The sequence below is a fragment of the Flavobacterium sp. genome, assembly GCF_044338735.1.
In the GTDB taxonomy this organism is placed as follows: domain Bacteria; phylum Bacteroidota; class Bacteroidia; order Flavobacteriales; family Flavobacteriaceae; genus Flavobacterium.
The window spans coordinates 1-16,689 of the sequence record NZ_JBIIWV010000035.1 but is presented as its reverse complement, the minus strand read 5'-3'; the positions used below and the strand labels follow the sequence as shown (position 1 = coordinate 16,689).

Here is a 16,689-nt window from a genome sequence, read left to right as displayed (position 1 = left end):
TGCGCCTGGAACATACACGTTAAATCAAACTGGAGGTTCAGGTGCCTTGAGTTGTGATATTGTTTGTGGTGTTACATTGGGTCCTGATAGAATTCTGTGTGGGACTAGTTCTAGTGTAACATTAAACGCTAATTTTTTACAGGCTCCCTCACTTCAAGGAAGTCCTATTTATACATGGTATTTGAATGATGTACAACAATTTACAACACCTACAAATTCAACAACAGTAAATCAGAGTGGAACATGGAAAGTTAGTGTTACAAGACCAGGCTGTAGTGATGTTGCAACGGATGAACTTGAAGTACAGTTCATTGGCGTAGTTCCTTTTAACAATATTGGGCCTATTGCTACTCCAGCTGGACAGTGTAATCCAATAATTGATTTGACGTCCTATCAGTCAGCACTTGTGGCACCATATGATCCCGTTAGTTTTGTTTTTGTATATTATGACGGAAATGGAGCTGTTATTACTAACCCTTCAAATTTTTCACCAACTACATCTACAACTATAGCTATTGAAATTATTGCAGGACCTTGTAGTAATTTTGATATTGTAAATATTGTTGTAGATTGTGTGCCTCCAACCTGTAACTTAACATTAACATCTGCCTCAAATACAACTAATCAAATTGTTTGCCTTGGAAGTCCATTAACAAATATTGTTTATTCTACTACTGGTACTGTATCGAATGTTACTGTTTCTGGTTTACCTACTGGATTAACTTCTAGCTATTCAAACCAAGTATTTACTATAACTGGTACACCTACTCAAACAGGAATTTTTAATTATACTGTTTCTACTGTTGGTTGTACAACTAATGATACAAAAACCGGAACAATAAGAGTGATAGAAGTACCAACTGTTCCATCAACTTCGCAAGTTCCACCAACCTGTTCTGCGCCAACAACAACTACAATATCAAATTACAGTACTTCTGTAACCTATATTTTTTCACCTACAGGTCCTTCAGTAGCCTCAAATGGTGTTGTGTCTGGTATGGTTGTAGGTACTTCATATACTGTAAGCGCAACTAATGGTACTTGCCCAACATCTCCTTCAGGTTCATTTGTTAATAACGCTCAGTTAACACTGCCTTTAACTCCTGCAATTTCAATTGCAACACCTACATGTTCATCGAACGGAATTGCTACTATTTCTAATCATGTTACTGGATTGAATTATACATTTACACCAACTGGACCTACTGTTTCATCAACTGGAGTAATATCTGGAATGAATGTGGGTCAAAATTATGTTGTTCTTGCAAATAATGGAAGTTGTTCATCTTCTAATACTAGTTCATTTAGGATTGAATCAAGGTTGCCTGCCCCTGTAGCTCCATCAATTACAAATACAAATCCAACTTGTAATGCAAGTGGAACAAGTACAATTTCAAATTATAATTCTACATATAGTTATAGTTTTATTCCAACAGGACCTACTATACTTTCTGGAGGTCAAATTTCAGGAATGGTAGAAGGGACATCATATGTTGTAACAGTAACCAGCCCTCCAATAACTTGTCCATCATCTTCTAGTTCATTCAGTAATGCTGCTCAGTTAATAACACCTACAGCACCTACATTAACGGTATTAGATGACTTAATTTGTTTTGGTGAAACGGCAGTTTTTCAAATTAGTGGAATTCCAAACAGTAATGTAACTTATTCCATTAATAATGGTTCTTCACAATCTGTTACTTTAACCAATCAAGGTACTGCTTCTGTAGAAATTGTTAATTCTTCAGAAACGGTTAATATTGAATTACTAGGTATTAGTAATGGTAATTGTACTTTTAATTTTTCTGACTCTGATGCTGTTTCTATTCAATTATGTGACATCCCAAAAGGAGTTTCGCCTAATGGTGATGGATTGAATGACACATGGGATTTAAGTGGATATAATGTTAAAAAAGTAGAAATTTTTAACCGATATGGCACAAAAGTATACTCAAAATCAAGTTATATTGATGAATGGCATGGACAATCAGATAATAGTAATGAACTTCCAGATGGAACTTATTATTATGTCGTAGAATTTAACGATAGTCCAGTTAAAACAGGTTGGGTTTACATCAACAGAGAACAATAAAAGGTGATTTCTATCATAAATAAGAATATAATCAAATGAAAAAACTATATTTAGTAGCTTTAGTTGTATTTTCCATCACAATGGATTTACAGGCTCAGCAAGATCCACATTATACGCAATACATGTATAATATGAACGTTATCAACCCGGCATATGCTGGTAGTAAGGAGAATTTATCCATTGGGATGTTATACCGCAAGCAGTGGGTTGAGATTGAGGATGCGCCTACCACGGCTACTTTTTCAGGACATGCTCCAGTGGGTAAGAATGTAGGATTAGGATTATCGGTTATTTCCGATAAGATTGGTCCGGTTGAGGAGAATAACATTTATGGAGATTTTTCCTACACGTTACAATTAGGAGGAGAGCATAAACTAGCTTTTGGATTAAAAGCGGGATTGACCTTACACCAAGTAAGCTTGTTTAGTGATATTAATCATACCTTACCTGATCAGAATGATCCAGCTTTTGCAGAAAACACGAGTAATAGTTACTTTAATTTAGGAAGTGGTTTATTTTATTATACTAATAAGTATTATTTAGCTTTATCGGTTCCAAATATGATGAAGTCAAAACATTTGGATTACAACGGACGTAAGTTTGGTTCAGAGGTTTCTCATTATTTTGTAACAGGAGGTTATGTTTTTGATGTTTCTGAGAACATTAAATTCAAACCTTTTTTCATGATGAAATCGGCATTTAATGCGCCTACTTCATTAGATTTATCGACAAATTTTTTGTTTAATCAGAAATTTGAAGCGGGTATTACATACCGATTAGAAGACAGTTTTGGTGCAATGATTAATTATGCCATTTCACCTAATGTAAAATTAGGCTATGCGTATGATCACATTGTTTCGGATTTAAATGTCACTACACCATCCTCTCACGAGATTGTATTGTTGTTTGATTTGAATTTCCCAAGAAAAGTATCTAGTTCACCACGATTTTTTTAACCTAAAAGCGAAAACGACATGAGAAAAATATATTTAACATTGAGTTTTGTGATGGCAAGTGGTTTACTTAGTGCGCAAAACAAAGACACAAAAGTTGCAGATAAATTATTTGATCGCTACGAGTATGTAGATGCTGCAAATGAATATTTGAAACTAACCCAAAACGGCAAAGGCGATACTTATGTGTTCAAACAATTAGCCGATAGCTACTATTCAATATTTAACACCAAAGAGGCAGTTAAATGGTATGCAAAAGCTGTAGCACAAAAACAAGACGCAGAGACGTATTATAAATATGCTCAAATGCTAAAATCGGAGGGCAATTATGCAGAGTCAGACAAACAAATGAAACAGTTTGCAAGTATGGTTCCAAGCGATCAACGCGCAAAAGCCTTTACCAGTAATCCTAATTATTTACCCACATTAAAAGGACAAACTAAGTTGTTTGATGTAAGTAAATCAGATATTAGTAGTGATAAGACCGATTTTGGTGCCGTACTTACTAATGATAATTCGGTTTATTTCTCAAGTGCTAGAAATACTTCAAGAAGAAATAGCAACTGGAACGAAGAGCCTTATTTAGATTTGTATAAAGCAACGTATAATTCCAATGGTACCATTAGCGAAGCGGTTGCTGTTTCTAATCTAAACACCAAATGGCACGACGGACCAGCGAGTGTTTCAGCCGATGGAAAAACGATGTATTATGGAAGCGAAAGTTTCAATGAAAAAGAGTATACGAAAGACAAAGCTAAGAAATCAAAATTCGGAAAGATTTACCTGTATAAAGCGACTTTCGAAGGGGGTCAATGGACCAACAGCAAACCTTTACCATTTAACAATGCGGCATACGATGTAAGAAACCCAAGTTTGAGTAAAGACGGAAAAACCTTGTATTTTTCATCAAACATGCCAGGCGGATTTGGAGCAGAGGATATTTGGAAAGTTACTATCAATGGTGATACGTATGGAAAACCAGAGAACTTAGGTTCGAAGATAAATACAGAGGCAAATGAGAGTTTTCCGTTTATTACCGAAGACAACATATTGTATTTTTCATCAAACGGAAAAGAAGGTTTTGGAGGATTAGATGTCTTTAAAATCGATTTGAATAAAGCATCAGAAGTAATCAATATTGGCGCGCCAGTAAATACAGAGAAAGATGATTTTTCATTTACCTATAATACCAACAAAAAAGTAGGCTTTTTCTCAAGCAATAGAACAGGGAATGATGATATTTATAAAGCCGATCCAGTTTGTGCAGTACAAGCAATAGCAGTTGTAAAAGATGCAAAAACAGGAACGATAATAGAACAAGCAAAAGTTGTATTGGTTGACGCTAAAGAGAAAACAGTAGGCAATCAAACAACAGCAGTAAACGGAAAAGCGGCATTTGGCATAAATTGTAATACGGTATATTCATTCCAAGTATCTAAACAAGGTTATGAAAGCGGTGTGTTTGGAATAGCAAAAACCGATGGAGGCGAAGTAGTGGTTGAAGCATTATTAACCCCAATTATGCCAATCATCACCGAGAAAGAAGTGATCTTACAGCCCATTTACTTTGAATACGATAAAAGCAACATCACGCAAGAAGGCGCAGCAGAGCTTGATAAGTTAGTTCAAGTGATGAATGAATATCCAACGATGGTCATCTTTGCAAAATCGCACACTGATCAAAGAGGAAGTGATCGATACAACTTAAACTTATCTGATAGAAGAGCAAAATCTACGGTTCAGTATTTAGTATCGAAAGGCATTTCAAAAGATAGAATATCAGGACAAGGATTTGGCGAAAGCGAACCAAAAGTTACCTGCGATAACTGCACCGAAGAACAACACGCTCAAAACAGAAGAAGTGAGTTCTTGATTGTGAAGAAATAATAGGTTTTTATAAAAAAAAGGGTTTGCGAAGCAAACCCTTTTTTATTTATTATCATCAGCAAACCATTCTGCAAAGGAGGTGTCGGTTTCTTGTAATCTAAGCGAGTGTAATGTAATGTTTTTGGGTAATAAATTTTTAATTTTATTAGAAAAATCAATAACCATGTTTTCGCTCGTTGGTTGATAATCTACTAAAATTACATGATGTTCTCTCGATTTTAATTCATGCGCTAACTCAACATGTGGGGTATTTTGATTGAAAACAGTTGCATGATCAAAAACATCAACAATTTGTTCTTTTACAATTTTTTTCAAATCTCCAAAATCGATTACCATGCCATATTTTACATTGTTAGAATCGCTTATAGGAGATCCAATTACTGTAACTGAAAGTTTATAACTATGTCCGTGCACATTTTTACATTTTCCGTCGTAGCCATATAATGCGTGACCCGTTTCAAAACTAAACTGTTTGGTTATTCTTATTTTTGACATAATTAAGTATGTTATTTATCAATATTTTTTTCTTTCTTTTTAGCACGATAATAAAAAAAATAGGCTAATCCAACCAAAACAATAAAAGGGACAAATGAACCTATTAAAACTCCTATTTGGTAATTTTCATCTGGAGCAGATTTTATTTTATCTTCAATATTAATTTGTGCTAAAGCAATAGCTAAAGTTCTCATTTTTTAAATTTTTGCAACGCCAGTTTTGTTTCTTCGGACAACGCTAATTTTCCCGAAATAGCAGCTCTTTCATGCAATAATTGATTCCAGTTTTCTGTTCCTTCCCAAAGTACTTTTTTCATTTCGATTAATGCAGTTTTATTATAACCTGATAATTCGAAGGTAAAATTATTTAAACGAATATCTAGTTCATCTAAGGATTCAAATACTTCTGAAAACAAATGATTTTCTTTGGCCCAGCTTGCAGATTTCCATTCCGTTGGGGTTAAGGTCATTTCCGCAAAAGCCATTTTTCCAATTTTTCGACTTACAGCTGGTTCAATCACAAATGGACCAATTCCAACAGCGATTTCGGATAATTTAATCATACTATTTTGTGTGGCAAAAGTATAATCACATGCCGCTGCTAAACCAACTCCGCCACCAACGGCTTTGCCTTGAATTCTCCCAATAATTAATTTGGAACAATTTCGCATAGCATTAATTACATTTGCAAATCCACTAAAAAACTTTGTTCCTTCTTCTAAAGTAGTTAACGAAAGTAATTCATCAAAAGAAGCTCCTGCACAAAATGTAGTAATTCCTTCGCTTTTAAGGACTATAATAGCAACATCAGGATTTTGATCTAATGTATTTAATTCGTTTGTTAATTGCTGCAATAATGCACTCGGAAAAGAATTGCTTGCCGGATGAGAAAATGTTATTGTAGCTACTGAGTTTTCAATAACAGTACTAATTGAGCCAGATGGTATCATTATCGTTTTAAGCTAAAATGAGATTTAAATTCTTTACGATTGTTGTTCTCGGTATATTCTACTTTAAACCAATAGTCAGTCGAAGGTAAGGTAACTCCATTAAACGTTCCATCCCAACCAGCACCATACGAACTAATTTGTTTAATCAATTTTCCATATCGATCATAAATAGTAATTAAACCATTATAATCTGAAGGTAATCGAATCACCCAGTTGTCATTATATCCATCACCATTTGGAGTGAAATAATTTGGATACGTAATCGTCTGAATTGCATCAGATATTAGTAAATCACAACCTTGAATATCTCTTGCATAAATGGTATAACTTCCATTTTCCAACCCCGAAAATATAGGGCTAGATTGCCAATCAACTGCATTAATGCTGTACTCATAAATGCCAAATCCACCGGTTGCTATTGCCTCAATTGTTGCCAATCCGCTTGAAAATGCAGGCGTTGTTAAAACCACACTTAAATTAGCCGGTGCAGACGAAGTCGTGACAGATACAGAATCAGTAAATTGACATCCAGTACTTGAATTTGTGACAACAACAGCATATGTTCCTGCCGCAGTAACATCATATAGTCCAGAATTACCTAACGAATTAGTTGGAGTCCATAGATAGGAGTAACTTCCAGCTGATGATGGAGTAGCATTAATTGTTTGAGAACCTACTCCTGTAACAGGATCAATACACAAAATAAGATCTTCTCCCAAGTCAAAATCAGGTAATGGGTTTACGACTAAACGTAAATAAGGGCCCAATCCGGCACACTCATATAAATTACTTTCAATGCGAACCCAAATTGTTTGATTGTTTGCAATGGTATTTCTAAAATTTGTGATAGTAACTATGGCGTTTTGTTCTGCAGTTGCATCGGGTTCATTAAGATAATAGCTATAAGTATAGGATTGTCCAGACGGAAATTGCACTGTTAACAATGGCTCAATTAATGTTAAATCAAAATAATCGATACCATCATCATCTGGATCTGAAGCACTTAGGTAATCATCACAAGCAGGAATTGTATACATATAAGTTTGAGGAATCGTAGTTGCAGAAACTACAAGATTGACTTCTGCAGTTCTAGTACAGCCAAATGTATTGGTAATTCTCGCCCAAACTTGTGAACTATTTGAAGCATTATATACAATTTCGTTTGTAACAAAATCTGTATTGTTTAGAGCGCCGAGCGGTGAGTTATGATAACTGTAAACATAAGTTGCATCGGTTGAAATTTTAATGTTTGCTTGGGTTAGATTGAAATCGGTAATAGCATCACTATCAATATCACATTGTTTTAAAGCAACAACAGCATTTACAACAGGTAGCGGTTTTACAACCAAATTAAATGAAGTAGTTGAAAAACAACCCGTAACATTGTTAGTTAATCGAACATGAATTACTCGATTAGTGGTAATAATATTCGTAATTGCATTTTGTCCGTTTACTGCTTCTATAGGATCTAAATGATAGGTTATAGTAATTCCTGTTTGTGTGCCCAAAATTTCAGTATTTTTTTGAATTAAGTCAAAACTAACACTTCCATTTGTATCGTTACCGTCTGCAGCATCATCACATAACTCAAAATTTGAAATAGGTAAGACAATCGGATTTGGATGCACTGTAAAGGTTATGGTAAAAGGGTTTCCTGAACAACCATTTGATCCAATTGGTGTTACCGTGTAAGTTAAAATAACTGGTGCATTCGTTGTATTGGTATACAAATCGGTAATGTTAGTTGCAGATGCAGTTGTTCTTGGACTTCCTGCTGTAACATTGACGCCGTCACTTGACACAACCGAATAGGTAAAGGCATCGCCCATCCCTGTTATTAAACTATCTAAGCTGTAGTTTAAGGCAACAGTACTACAAGTAGCCGCTACTTGATTGGTTACCACTGGTTCTGGGTTAACTGTTACAGCTAATGAAAATGTACTGCCGACACAACCATTAGAACTTATCGGTGTAATTGTATAGGTAATAGTTACCGGGGCAGTAGTAGTATTGGTATATACATCAGTAATATTTGTGCCAGAAGCTACTGTTCGAGGACTTCCTGCTGGAACATTTACATTATCACTAGATGCAACTGAATACGAAAAGGTATCACCTGAACTTGTTAATAATGCATCTAAGCTATAATTTAATGCCACATCACTACAAGTAGCTACTGTTTGATTGCTTACAACAGGCTCAGGGTTTACTGTAACTAGTAAAGTGAATGTATTGCCGATACAACCGTTGACACTTATTGGTGTAATAGTGTAGGTAATAGTTACTGGTGCATTCGTTGTATTGGTATATACATCAGTAATGTTTGCGCCAGAAGCTACTGTTCGAGGACTTTGCGCAGGAACATTGGTATTGTCACTAGATACAACCGAATACGTATAGGTGTCACCAGTTCCAGCTATTAAATTATCTAAACTAAAGTTTAATGCTACATCACTACAGACGGTCACCGTTTGATTTGTTACCACTGGTACTGGGTTATTGGTAACTACAATACTTGCTGAAACACTTGAACAAATAGCACTAGCTGGTATGGTATACGAATAGGTGCCACTATTATCCAATGCTGGATTAAACAAACCGGTTCCAGAAGCTAAAGCTGGAGACCAAGTTCCTCCTGTAGTTACACCTGGGTCTAATAATGTAAATAAATCTACTGAAGTATTATTTTTACAAATGGATAAAGTTTTATTTGTTCCTACAAATGGAGCTTGTTCAATAGCTACAGTTACCGTTACTGGAATTAATAAATTAGAATTATCACAATCTTTACTAAAGGTATAAATATAATCTCCAGGAGTATTAATTGTTCCAATAAAATCATTACCATTTAATAATGGCGCTCCAGAAGGTACTGTCCATGTTCCGTTTGGTTCAGGATTTCCCGTAATGGCATCATATAAATTTACAGTCTCGTTTGAACATAATGATACTTCAGTATCTCTTGGTAAACTTCCAAATCCAGAATAATAACCTCCAAAACCTGCAACACTAACAGCGCCAAAAACACCTGCTGCAAGTGCACCTGTTGATTCAATTTTAACATTTCCAGAAAGTCCACTAATTCTATAAGTAACCCAGTTTAAATTACCTGTTACTAATTGAGGTGTTGCAGTCGTGGTTACATTATTAACCGATACTGTTGATCCAGTTTCGGTTACTACAATAATTTCACTGTTAGGATAATTTGTTGACCCAATTGAATTGAAATTAGGAATCATATCTACACTTTTTTGCCAAAAACAACTTAATGGTGGAATAAAATTTAATCCAGAAGTGGCATCTGATGTTGCTCCAGCAATAATTTGATATAAATAAACAGGATTATCACTTGAAATATACATATTTTGATTAGCAGTTCCAGTATAAAATGAACTAGGAACTAAAAAATAATCGCCCGCATTAACAAGAGTAGCAGCAGCTGTTGGATTCCCATTAATAAAAACTTGGGTGTTATCTTGTGTAGCAATTACAAGAGGCCGTTCAGTATTAGAACTACCATTTCCTTTAACTACTATGTATTCATCACCTACAATATCAACAGGTACAATTTGATCTAAATTAAAGTCTTGGCCGCTCATTTCATCTAACATTCCACCTGTCGCATTTCCGGTATTCACAACTATAGGCTTGGTTGAAGAAAGAAAAGCACCCACAAATCCAGATAAATTTGGACCAAAATCTGTATATCCAGAAACCACTACTGATTCTCCTTCATTTAAATTGAATATTTGAACATCATCATTAATATCCCCGCTTCCTGACTCAAAAACAACCCCACTATCATATTCACTTAGAGTAACAACAGTATTGTCTTCAGTAGCCATAAAACTAGATACAAAATTTCGAACATTACCAGGACTTGTCATGGGTAAACTGCCAAGTCTAAATTCAGTTCCAGCTCCATTTATTCCCTTAGAAACTAAAATTTCAGCATGATTTGTTGAGCGAAGTCTAAAACTAGCATAAAATTCACCCGTACCTTCTAATATTAATCCTTTATCGGTCTTTGCTATATTCAAATCTGCTTGTGACAACATCATAACAGAGGGTTGATTGTTTCCAATAAGAATAGGTGGTGGTGAGTTGCCTTGAGAAATAGTGAAGGGTGAACCCGAAATAGGAGTACCATTTCCGTCTGTTACGGTTACTTCAAAAGGAGTCACTTCTGGTGTTGAAATATATAAATAGTGTTCAGAAACATAATTCTCTCCTCCTCTAGCATGCAAGGGCGGAATCCAATGTTTATTGCTTAATTGCGCATAATTAGCACTTGAAAACAGTAATAATATAAATAATATTTTCTTTGACATCGTATAATTTATTGGGCTAGTTTGTAAATTTAAGTAGAAATGTAGAATTAATCTAATCATTAACTAAAAAAAGGCTCGTAATTGTACATTTCCTGTATGAATAGTTTTACTGGTTTCACTGTTTCTGCCTTGATAATTAATATTTATATCTAAAAATTGGGTTAAATTTTTCTGAAGCAATAAGCGCCATGTTTGGTTTTTACCCGGTTGCAAACCTTCTAACATTTGAAAACCAACCGCTGATAGTGCATTTCCATCATACGAATTGTTGTACATCGAAAATTCGCCATTCATACTAAATCCTTTTTCACTATTGTATGTAAAAGTTGTTCCAAATCGGGTTTGTGTTAAACGCTCCAAAGCGCCAATTTGATTCTCCTTTTGTTGAAACTCGTAAAAAATATCCCAACTCGCATTTTTAGAAAACAAATACCCAATTTTTGGCGCTAATAGAAAACTTTCAATCTCAAAATTTCTATTGGGATAACTTTCTGAATTAGATTTGGTAAGAATAGTATTTCCCGAGAAATTAAAGAGCCAACTTTTTTGAACCAAATGCTGGTATTGCAGCTGATGCGATTTGTTTGTTGCCGAAATACTTCCCACAGAAAGTAAGTTCTGACTTTCATTTAACAAAAAAGAATAGGTGGTAGAATGATGTTGTTTGCCTCGATTAAAAAACAAACTGTTTCTAAAATTCGTATTCAAACCAATCAGTGCTTCTTCCTCTTTTGAAAACGGATTCAAGTCAAAATTACCTTCATTTCTTTTGATTTTCCGGTCGATTAATAACGAAGTTTGATTGTAAAAATGCGAAGCAAATTTCTTAAAACCACGTTCATTTTGCCATTGATTAAAATTTAGATTAATCGATTGTGAAAATTTATTTTGATGGGTTCTCACAAAAACTTGATTGGGTAAAAACACTCGAACATAAATGGCTAAATCGGGATAAGGCGCAATTTCAAATTCTTGCAATTCTTGGATTCCATTGCTGTTGTAATCGTTCCACATATAAACACCCTGTCCGGGCGCTACTTGCAAATAGGTAAATTCTTGCTGAGCAATTGTTCCTGAGCTGGTTTCATAAGCAGTTGTAATTTGAATCAATTGTCCAAAATATCTGTCCGAATATAAAATTCTTGAATTCAACGATGGCTCGTCTTTTAAGTTTGAATCTTCATATTTCAAGGTGCGATAATTCAAAAACACACTCAAATTGCTTTTTTCAGTTTTAATTAATTGCGATTTTAAGTAGTAGGAATTTGAATGATTAACACGCTCAATTCGATTGTTTTGCAAACTATCATTCTGGCGTTGTAAAACCCCTAGTTCCACAAAAACCTTTGTTGAATCACCTCTTCCTATAAACGCACCATATTCTAAAAAGCGTTGGCTCAAGGCCGAAAAAGTTTGGGTTGTTTTTCGTTTTTCTGAATTATCTTCCAAATTTACAGTTGCACCCACCCAGTTTTTACCCAATTTATAAGACGACCGATTTTGGCTTCGAGCAAAAGACGAATTGGATAGTTCGGAATCGCTTTTCATTACACTTGAATTACTCCAAATCATCCAATTTTTTGTGGCATATCTTCCGGATAAAGTGTGTTTATTTCCCGAAAAAGCATCGCCAAAGGTTAAGTTTTCAAACTGATAAATCGCTTTTCCCTTATTATTGAAATTAAAATCCAATCCTGAACTTAAAAAACTTTGATTGCCTAATAAAGTCGAAGTAATGTTCCAATCTCTGTTAAATTCGATGTTGTATAAACGTTCAATAGTTTTGAAATTTTCTTGCACCAACTGATAATTTGCAAACGCATCAATCTTGGTTTTTCCATCAAAAAGGCGTTGTTTTCCATTGAATTTTCCGGCAAATCCTTTGTTGTTAGTATCGTCTAAATTTGAATATAAATTTTGGTCACTATTGCTTAACGCTACTTCAAAATCTAAAATTGTTTTTTCGTTCGGATTGTATTTTCCTAAGACAGTTGCCATTTGAATTTTTGTAGGCGCAATCAAACGAATAATTGGCTCATAATTCCCTTGCGGAATGCCTCCAATTGGTGCTCTATATTCATAAATTTTTCCTACCGCTTGATTGTTGACCAAAACATAATTTCCTTGATTAGTTCCAACCAATGAAAAACGCACATTGTACAGTTCATCACTCGGATTATTCGAATATTCAAACACTTCCACAGCACCAATAAGCACTTTTTTGTACAGAATTTTATTTTCAGAATACGAATCTAAATAGGCTGAAGGCCCATTCATTAAAGAAATAGCATCACCAGCGTTTTGCAAAATAGCAATTTGTTCCGAAGATAAATTTTGCTGCAAAGGTTGATTTTTTACATCGCTTTCCGAATACACATATCCGCCAATTTGCCAATTTTCGCGCTCGTGCGAAATGCCACCGTAGGTTATAAATCGGGTAAAATTTCTATCGGTGTATTGATATTCAACGTTGATTCGCATTTCGGAAGTAATCGGAAATAAAGAGGTAAAAATGATTTCACCAGCGTTGTAATCAATGATGTAATCGTTATTTTCCCCACGTGTTTTTAAAATTCCGTTGACGTAAACCCGTTCCGAACCAGAAATCACTAAAACGTACAATTCGTTATTATTACCGCGCAATTTATAAGGCCCTTGATTGCCTTCTTGTCCTGTGAAAGCACTTCGAGCATATTGTCCACGCACCAAAGCTCCTGCTGCCACTACTTCGGTTTTTTTATCGAGTGTACCAAAAGTAAAATGGGTCGATAAGCCTTGTACTTTTTTATTGAAATTAAGGAATGCCGATTTTCTGTTTTCTAAAAATAAATCACCAGCCCGAATGTTCCATTTATCAGAAAATAATTCGATAAAAATTTGGTCAAACTCATCTAATTTTTGCGAATAACCGCCTTCTTGCAAAGGAATATTGCTGTCTTGAATGGAAGCACGCAAACTCACTTTATCCGAAATTTTTCCTGTGATTTGAAGGTCTAAATTCGAATTCACCACTGTGTTTTGATTGTTTCCAATAGTAATACCGCGTGTAATACTTCCCGAAGTATTCAACCCGTCAAAAGGTTTGTATTTAGTGTTTTTGTCTTTTTTGAAAACGACTAATTTACCAGCTTCGTTGGAAACCACTTTATCATCATCAAAAATCGAATAGGTTTTGGTTAAAAAATCTGGAAATTTTGAATAGCGAACCACTAACGAATCGGAAGTATTGATTTCTTTGGTGAAAACCAACGTTCCTTTTTGGAAATTTACTTGGTAAAAACTAGGGTCAATTACTAATCCTTTTTTGTCTTTAATTTCAAAAAAGGAATTGTTTAAACTGAACTTTTCTATCGAAATCGCGTCTTTTGAAAATGCAATTTTTTTAGTAGGATACGATTGTAGTGTCTCTTGAGCAAAACTGCCCAAAACACAGAAAAAAAATCCCACTAAAAAAACAATTTTTTGCATAAATACTATAACTCCGAATCTTCAAAAGTAGTATTTATTGTTGGAAAGTTTATTATTGTAATCTTTTTGACCAATCAATCGGGGAACGAGAAGTGTGAAAAACTCCAATTACTATGATTTTATCCAAATTAATCAAATAATGAATTCCATAAGGGAATCGTTTAATAAATCTGACTTTTACGTTTTTATATCTAACTTGAAAAAGTTCAGGATTTCTAAATATTTGGCTAATACTATCTTCTAAACAAAGTTCAAAATCATATGACAAACCCTCTCTTTGTTCTTCGTACCAAATTGCGATTTGTTCAATATCGAGAAGCGCTTCTTTTGAAAATACAAGGTTATGCATTTCTATTTTTTTTCAACGTATTTTTAACGTCTTCCCATGTGTAAAATTCGGTTTTATCTTCTTCAACCAATGAAATTCTTCGGTCTAATTCTTGTTTAATGGCATCAGATAATTCTAAATTTTCTTTAGAAACACTTTCCCAAAGTTCTTCAGCTAAAACAATTTTTTCAGCATTAGTATATTTGTCTAAATCTTTGATTTTCATGTCTAAACTTTTTATAAAGGTAGAAAAAATATTCTATAAATTGGCTTATCGTTTAATTGACACATTGCCTAATTGACACATTAAACTACTCCTTCGTAATCACTTGCATTGTTTCTCTCGAAATTTGGCGTAGCAATATTGTTTTATTGGTTTCAACCACTTGTGCAGCGTTTTCGTCAAAATGCCTAATAGTGTACAACGATACATTTTCGTTATAAGAAACTTTGAATTTTTTTGCTAATACTTTTCGCAACTCTTCAAAATTGTTGTAATTATCTTCGATACAAACTGAGAAACTTATTGCCGTGTTTTGAATTAAATTCACTTTGATTTTATATTTTGAAAACAACGCAAAAATTTCACTGATTTTGTTTTCCATAATGAAATCAAAATCAATAGAAGATAACGACAACAACATTTGGTTTTTCTTTAAAATAAAACACGCCGTTTGTGGTTCTAAATCGGCACCTTTTGAAACGCTTGTTCCAGCTAAAGTTGGATTAATAAACGATTTGACATACAATGGAATTTCCTTTTTTTGTAAAGGTTGCAATGTTTTTGGGTGAATTACTGAAGCGCCATAAAACGCCAACTCAATTGCTTCTCTGTACGAAATTTGGTTCAATAAAACCGCATTTTCAAAATATCTTGGATCGGCATTTAAAACGCCTGGGACGTCTTTCCAAATGGTAACACTTTCAGCACCTAAACAATAAGCAAAAATAGCAGCGGTATAATCAGAACCTTCACGACCTAGAGTAGTGGTGAAATTATTGTCATCCGAACCTAAAAATCCTTGTGTGATGTTTAAGGTTTTTTTCTTGATACCTTTTGAAATTAATTTTTGAGTGGTTTCCCAATCGACTTGTCCGTCTCTATAATTAGCATCGGTTTTAATGAATTGGCGCACATCAATCCAATTGTTTTTTAAGCCGCTGTAGTTAAAATAGTGACTCACAATTGTGGTAGAAACCAATTCACCAATGCTTACTACTTGGTCATATACAAAACTATGATTTGGCGATTTATTACTTCGAATAAAATATTCTAAATCATCAAAATGAGCATTTACATCAAAAAACACTTCATGATCTTCGTCATCAAATAAATCTAACAAAATTTGATTGTGATATTTTCTTACTTCTTGCAGCGAAGCGTGTAATTCTTTCGATTTTTCAAAATAGTTTGCAATAACAACTTCAAGTGCGTTGGTGGTTTTTCCCATAGCTGAGATCACCAATAAAACATCTTCATGTCCTACCGTTTTTAAAACATGCAATACATTTTTTACACCTTCGGCATCTTTAACGGAGGCACCTCCAAATTTGAATATTTTCATGAGTTCAATTACTATTTACTTCAAAAATCTTAAATCGTTAATCTTCAATCAAAAATCGTTCTATTCCAGTTTCATCAATTTGCACCACACGCCAATCCTCTATAACTTTAGCTCCCGATTTTTCATAGAAATCAATTGCAGGAGTATTCCAATCTAGCACATTCCATTCGATACGACGAACCTTGTTTTTTTTACCCTGTTTGATGATTTCTTTGTATAAGGCAAATCCGGCACCCGTTCCTCGTTGATCTGCTTTTACAATTAAATCTTCCAAATGTATGGTTTTTCCTTTCCATGTGGAATAGCGGTAATAAAATAATGCCATTCCGATAATTGTATTTTCTTTTTCTGCAACAATACATTGAAAAAGCGGATGTTCAGAAAAACCATCACGAACCAAATCTGCAACAGTTACAACAACAGCATCGGGTTCTTTTTCAAAAGTAGCTAATTCTTGTATTAATTCTAATACAAAGGGCATATCTTTTTCAGTAGCTTTTCTGATCATCATTTTTATTTTTTTACAAAAGTAAAATTTACTTAAACATCTTTTTCAATTTAATATGTTCATTTCACAAAATTCACGATATTTGCACCAAAATACAACTACAACGTTTTCGT

12 protein-coding genes are annotated in these 16,689 nt (G+C 34.3%); 3 read left to right on the top strand and 9 right to left on the bottom strand.

Annotated elements, in window-relative coordinates; genetic code table 11:
- The 3 genes from ACIQZC_RS04000 to ACIQZC_RS03990 form a co-directional block, all read left to right on the top strand.
- On the top strand, positions 1 to 2,092 hold a 2,092-nt coding region (locus ACIQZC_RS04000), incomplete at its 5' end, for a gliding motility-associated C-terminal domain-containing protein (protein ID WP_396137952.1).
- Between the two features lie 35 nt (positions 2,093 to 2,127).
- The gene (locus tag ACIQZC_RS03995) at positions 2,128 to 3,048 is read left to right on the top strand and encodes a type IX secretion system membrane protein PorP/SprF (RefSeq protein WP_396137951.1); all 921 of its coding nucleotides are present in this window, start codon (positions 2,128 to 2,130) and stop codon (positions 3,046 to 3,048) included.
- 18 nt (positions 3,049 to 3,066) lie between these two features.
- On the top strand, positions 3,067 to 4,932 hold the full coding sequence (locus ACIQZC_RS03990) for an OmpA family protein (RefSeq protein WP_396137950.1): 1,866 nt from the start codon (positions 3,067 to 3,069) through the stop codon (positions 4,930 to 4,932).
- 42 nt (positions 4,933 to 4,974) lie between these two features.
- Here the strand turns inward: ACIQZC_RS03990 and ACIQZC_RS03985 are convergent, their stop codons facing one another.
- From ACIQZC_RS03985 to ACIQZC_RS03945, 9 genes are all read right to left on the bottom strand, one after another.
- Entirely contained in the window at positions 4,975 to 5,427 is a 453-nt protein-coding gene (locus tag ACIQZC_RS03985; RefSeq protein WP_396137949.1) for a 6-pyruvoyl trahydropterin synthase family protein, read from the bottom strand.
- 11 nt (positions 5,428 to 5,438) lie between these two features.
- On the bottom strand, positions 5,439 to 5,621 hold the full coding sequence (locus ACIQZC_RS03980; RefSeq protein WP_396137948.1) for a hypothetical protein: 183 nt from the start codon (positions 5,619 to 5,621) through the stop codon (positions 5,439 to 5,441).
- Positions 5,618 to 6,376, bottom strand: a complete 759-nt coding sequence (locus tag ACIQZC_RS03975; RefSeq protein WP_396137947.1) for an enoyl-CoA hydratase/isomerase family protein — start codon at positions 6,374 to 6,376, stop codon at positions 5,618 to 5,620. The genes ACIQZC_RS03980 and ACIQZC_RS03975 overlap by 4 nt, the downstream gene beginning before the upstream one ends.
- The gene (locus ACIQZC_RS03970) at positions 6,376 to 10,707 is read right to left on the bottom strand and encodes a PKD-like domain-containing protein (protein ID WP_396137946.1); all 4,332 of its coding nucleotides are present in this window, start codon (positions 10,705 to 10,707) and stop codon (positions 6,376 to 6,378) included. Before ACIQZC_RS03970 ends, ACIQZC_RS03975 begins: the two co-directional genes overlap by 1 nt.
- A 63-nt stretch (positions 10,708 to 10,770) precedes the next feature.
- Positions 10,771 to 14,175 carry a hypothetical protein gene (locus ACIQZC_RS03965; protein ID WP_396137945.1) on the bottom strand — a complete coding sequence of 1,135 codons (3,405 nt, stop codon included), beginning with the start codon at positions 14,173 to 14,175 and terminating at the stop codon, positions 10,771 to 10,773.
- Positions 14,176 to 14,227: 52 nt separating this feature from the next.
- Complete coding sequence (locus ACIQZC_RS03960; protein ID WP_396137944.1) at positions 14,228 to 14,524, bottom strand: type II toxin-antitoxin system RelE/ParE family toxin; 297 nt, start codon at positions 14,522 to 14,524, stop codon at positions 14,228 to 14,230.
- The gene (locus ACIQZC_RS03955) at positions 14,517 to 14,729 is read right to left on the bottom strand and encodes an addiction module protein (RefSeq protein ID WP_396137943.1); all 213 of its coding nucleotides are present in this window, start codon (positions 14,727 to 14,729) and stop codon (positions 14,517 to 14,519) included. Before ACIQZC_RS03955 ends, ACIQZC_RS03960 begins: the two co-directional genes overlap by 8 nt.
- Before the next feature lie 85 nt (positions 14,730 to 14,814).
- A complete protein-coding gene (locus ACIQZC_RS03950) occupies positions 14,815 to 16,068 on the bottom strand; it encodes an aspartate kinase (RefSeq protein ID WP_396137942.1) in 1,254 nt (417 codons plus the stop codon).
- A 37-nt stretch (positions 16,069 to 16,105) separates the two neighbouring features.
- Positions 16,106 to 16,579: a GNAT family N-acetyltransferase gene (locus tag ACIQZC_RS03945; protein ID WP_396137941.1), complete on the bottom strand. Its 474-nt coding sequence runs from the start codon at positions 16,577 to 16,579 to the stop codon at positions 16,106 to 16,108.
- Positions 16,580 to 16,689 lie beyond the last annotated feature (110 nt).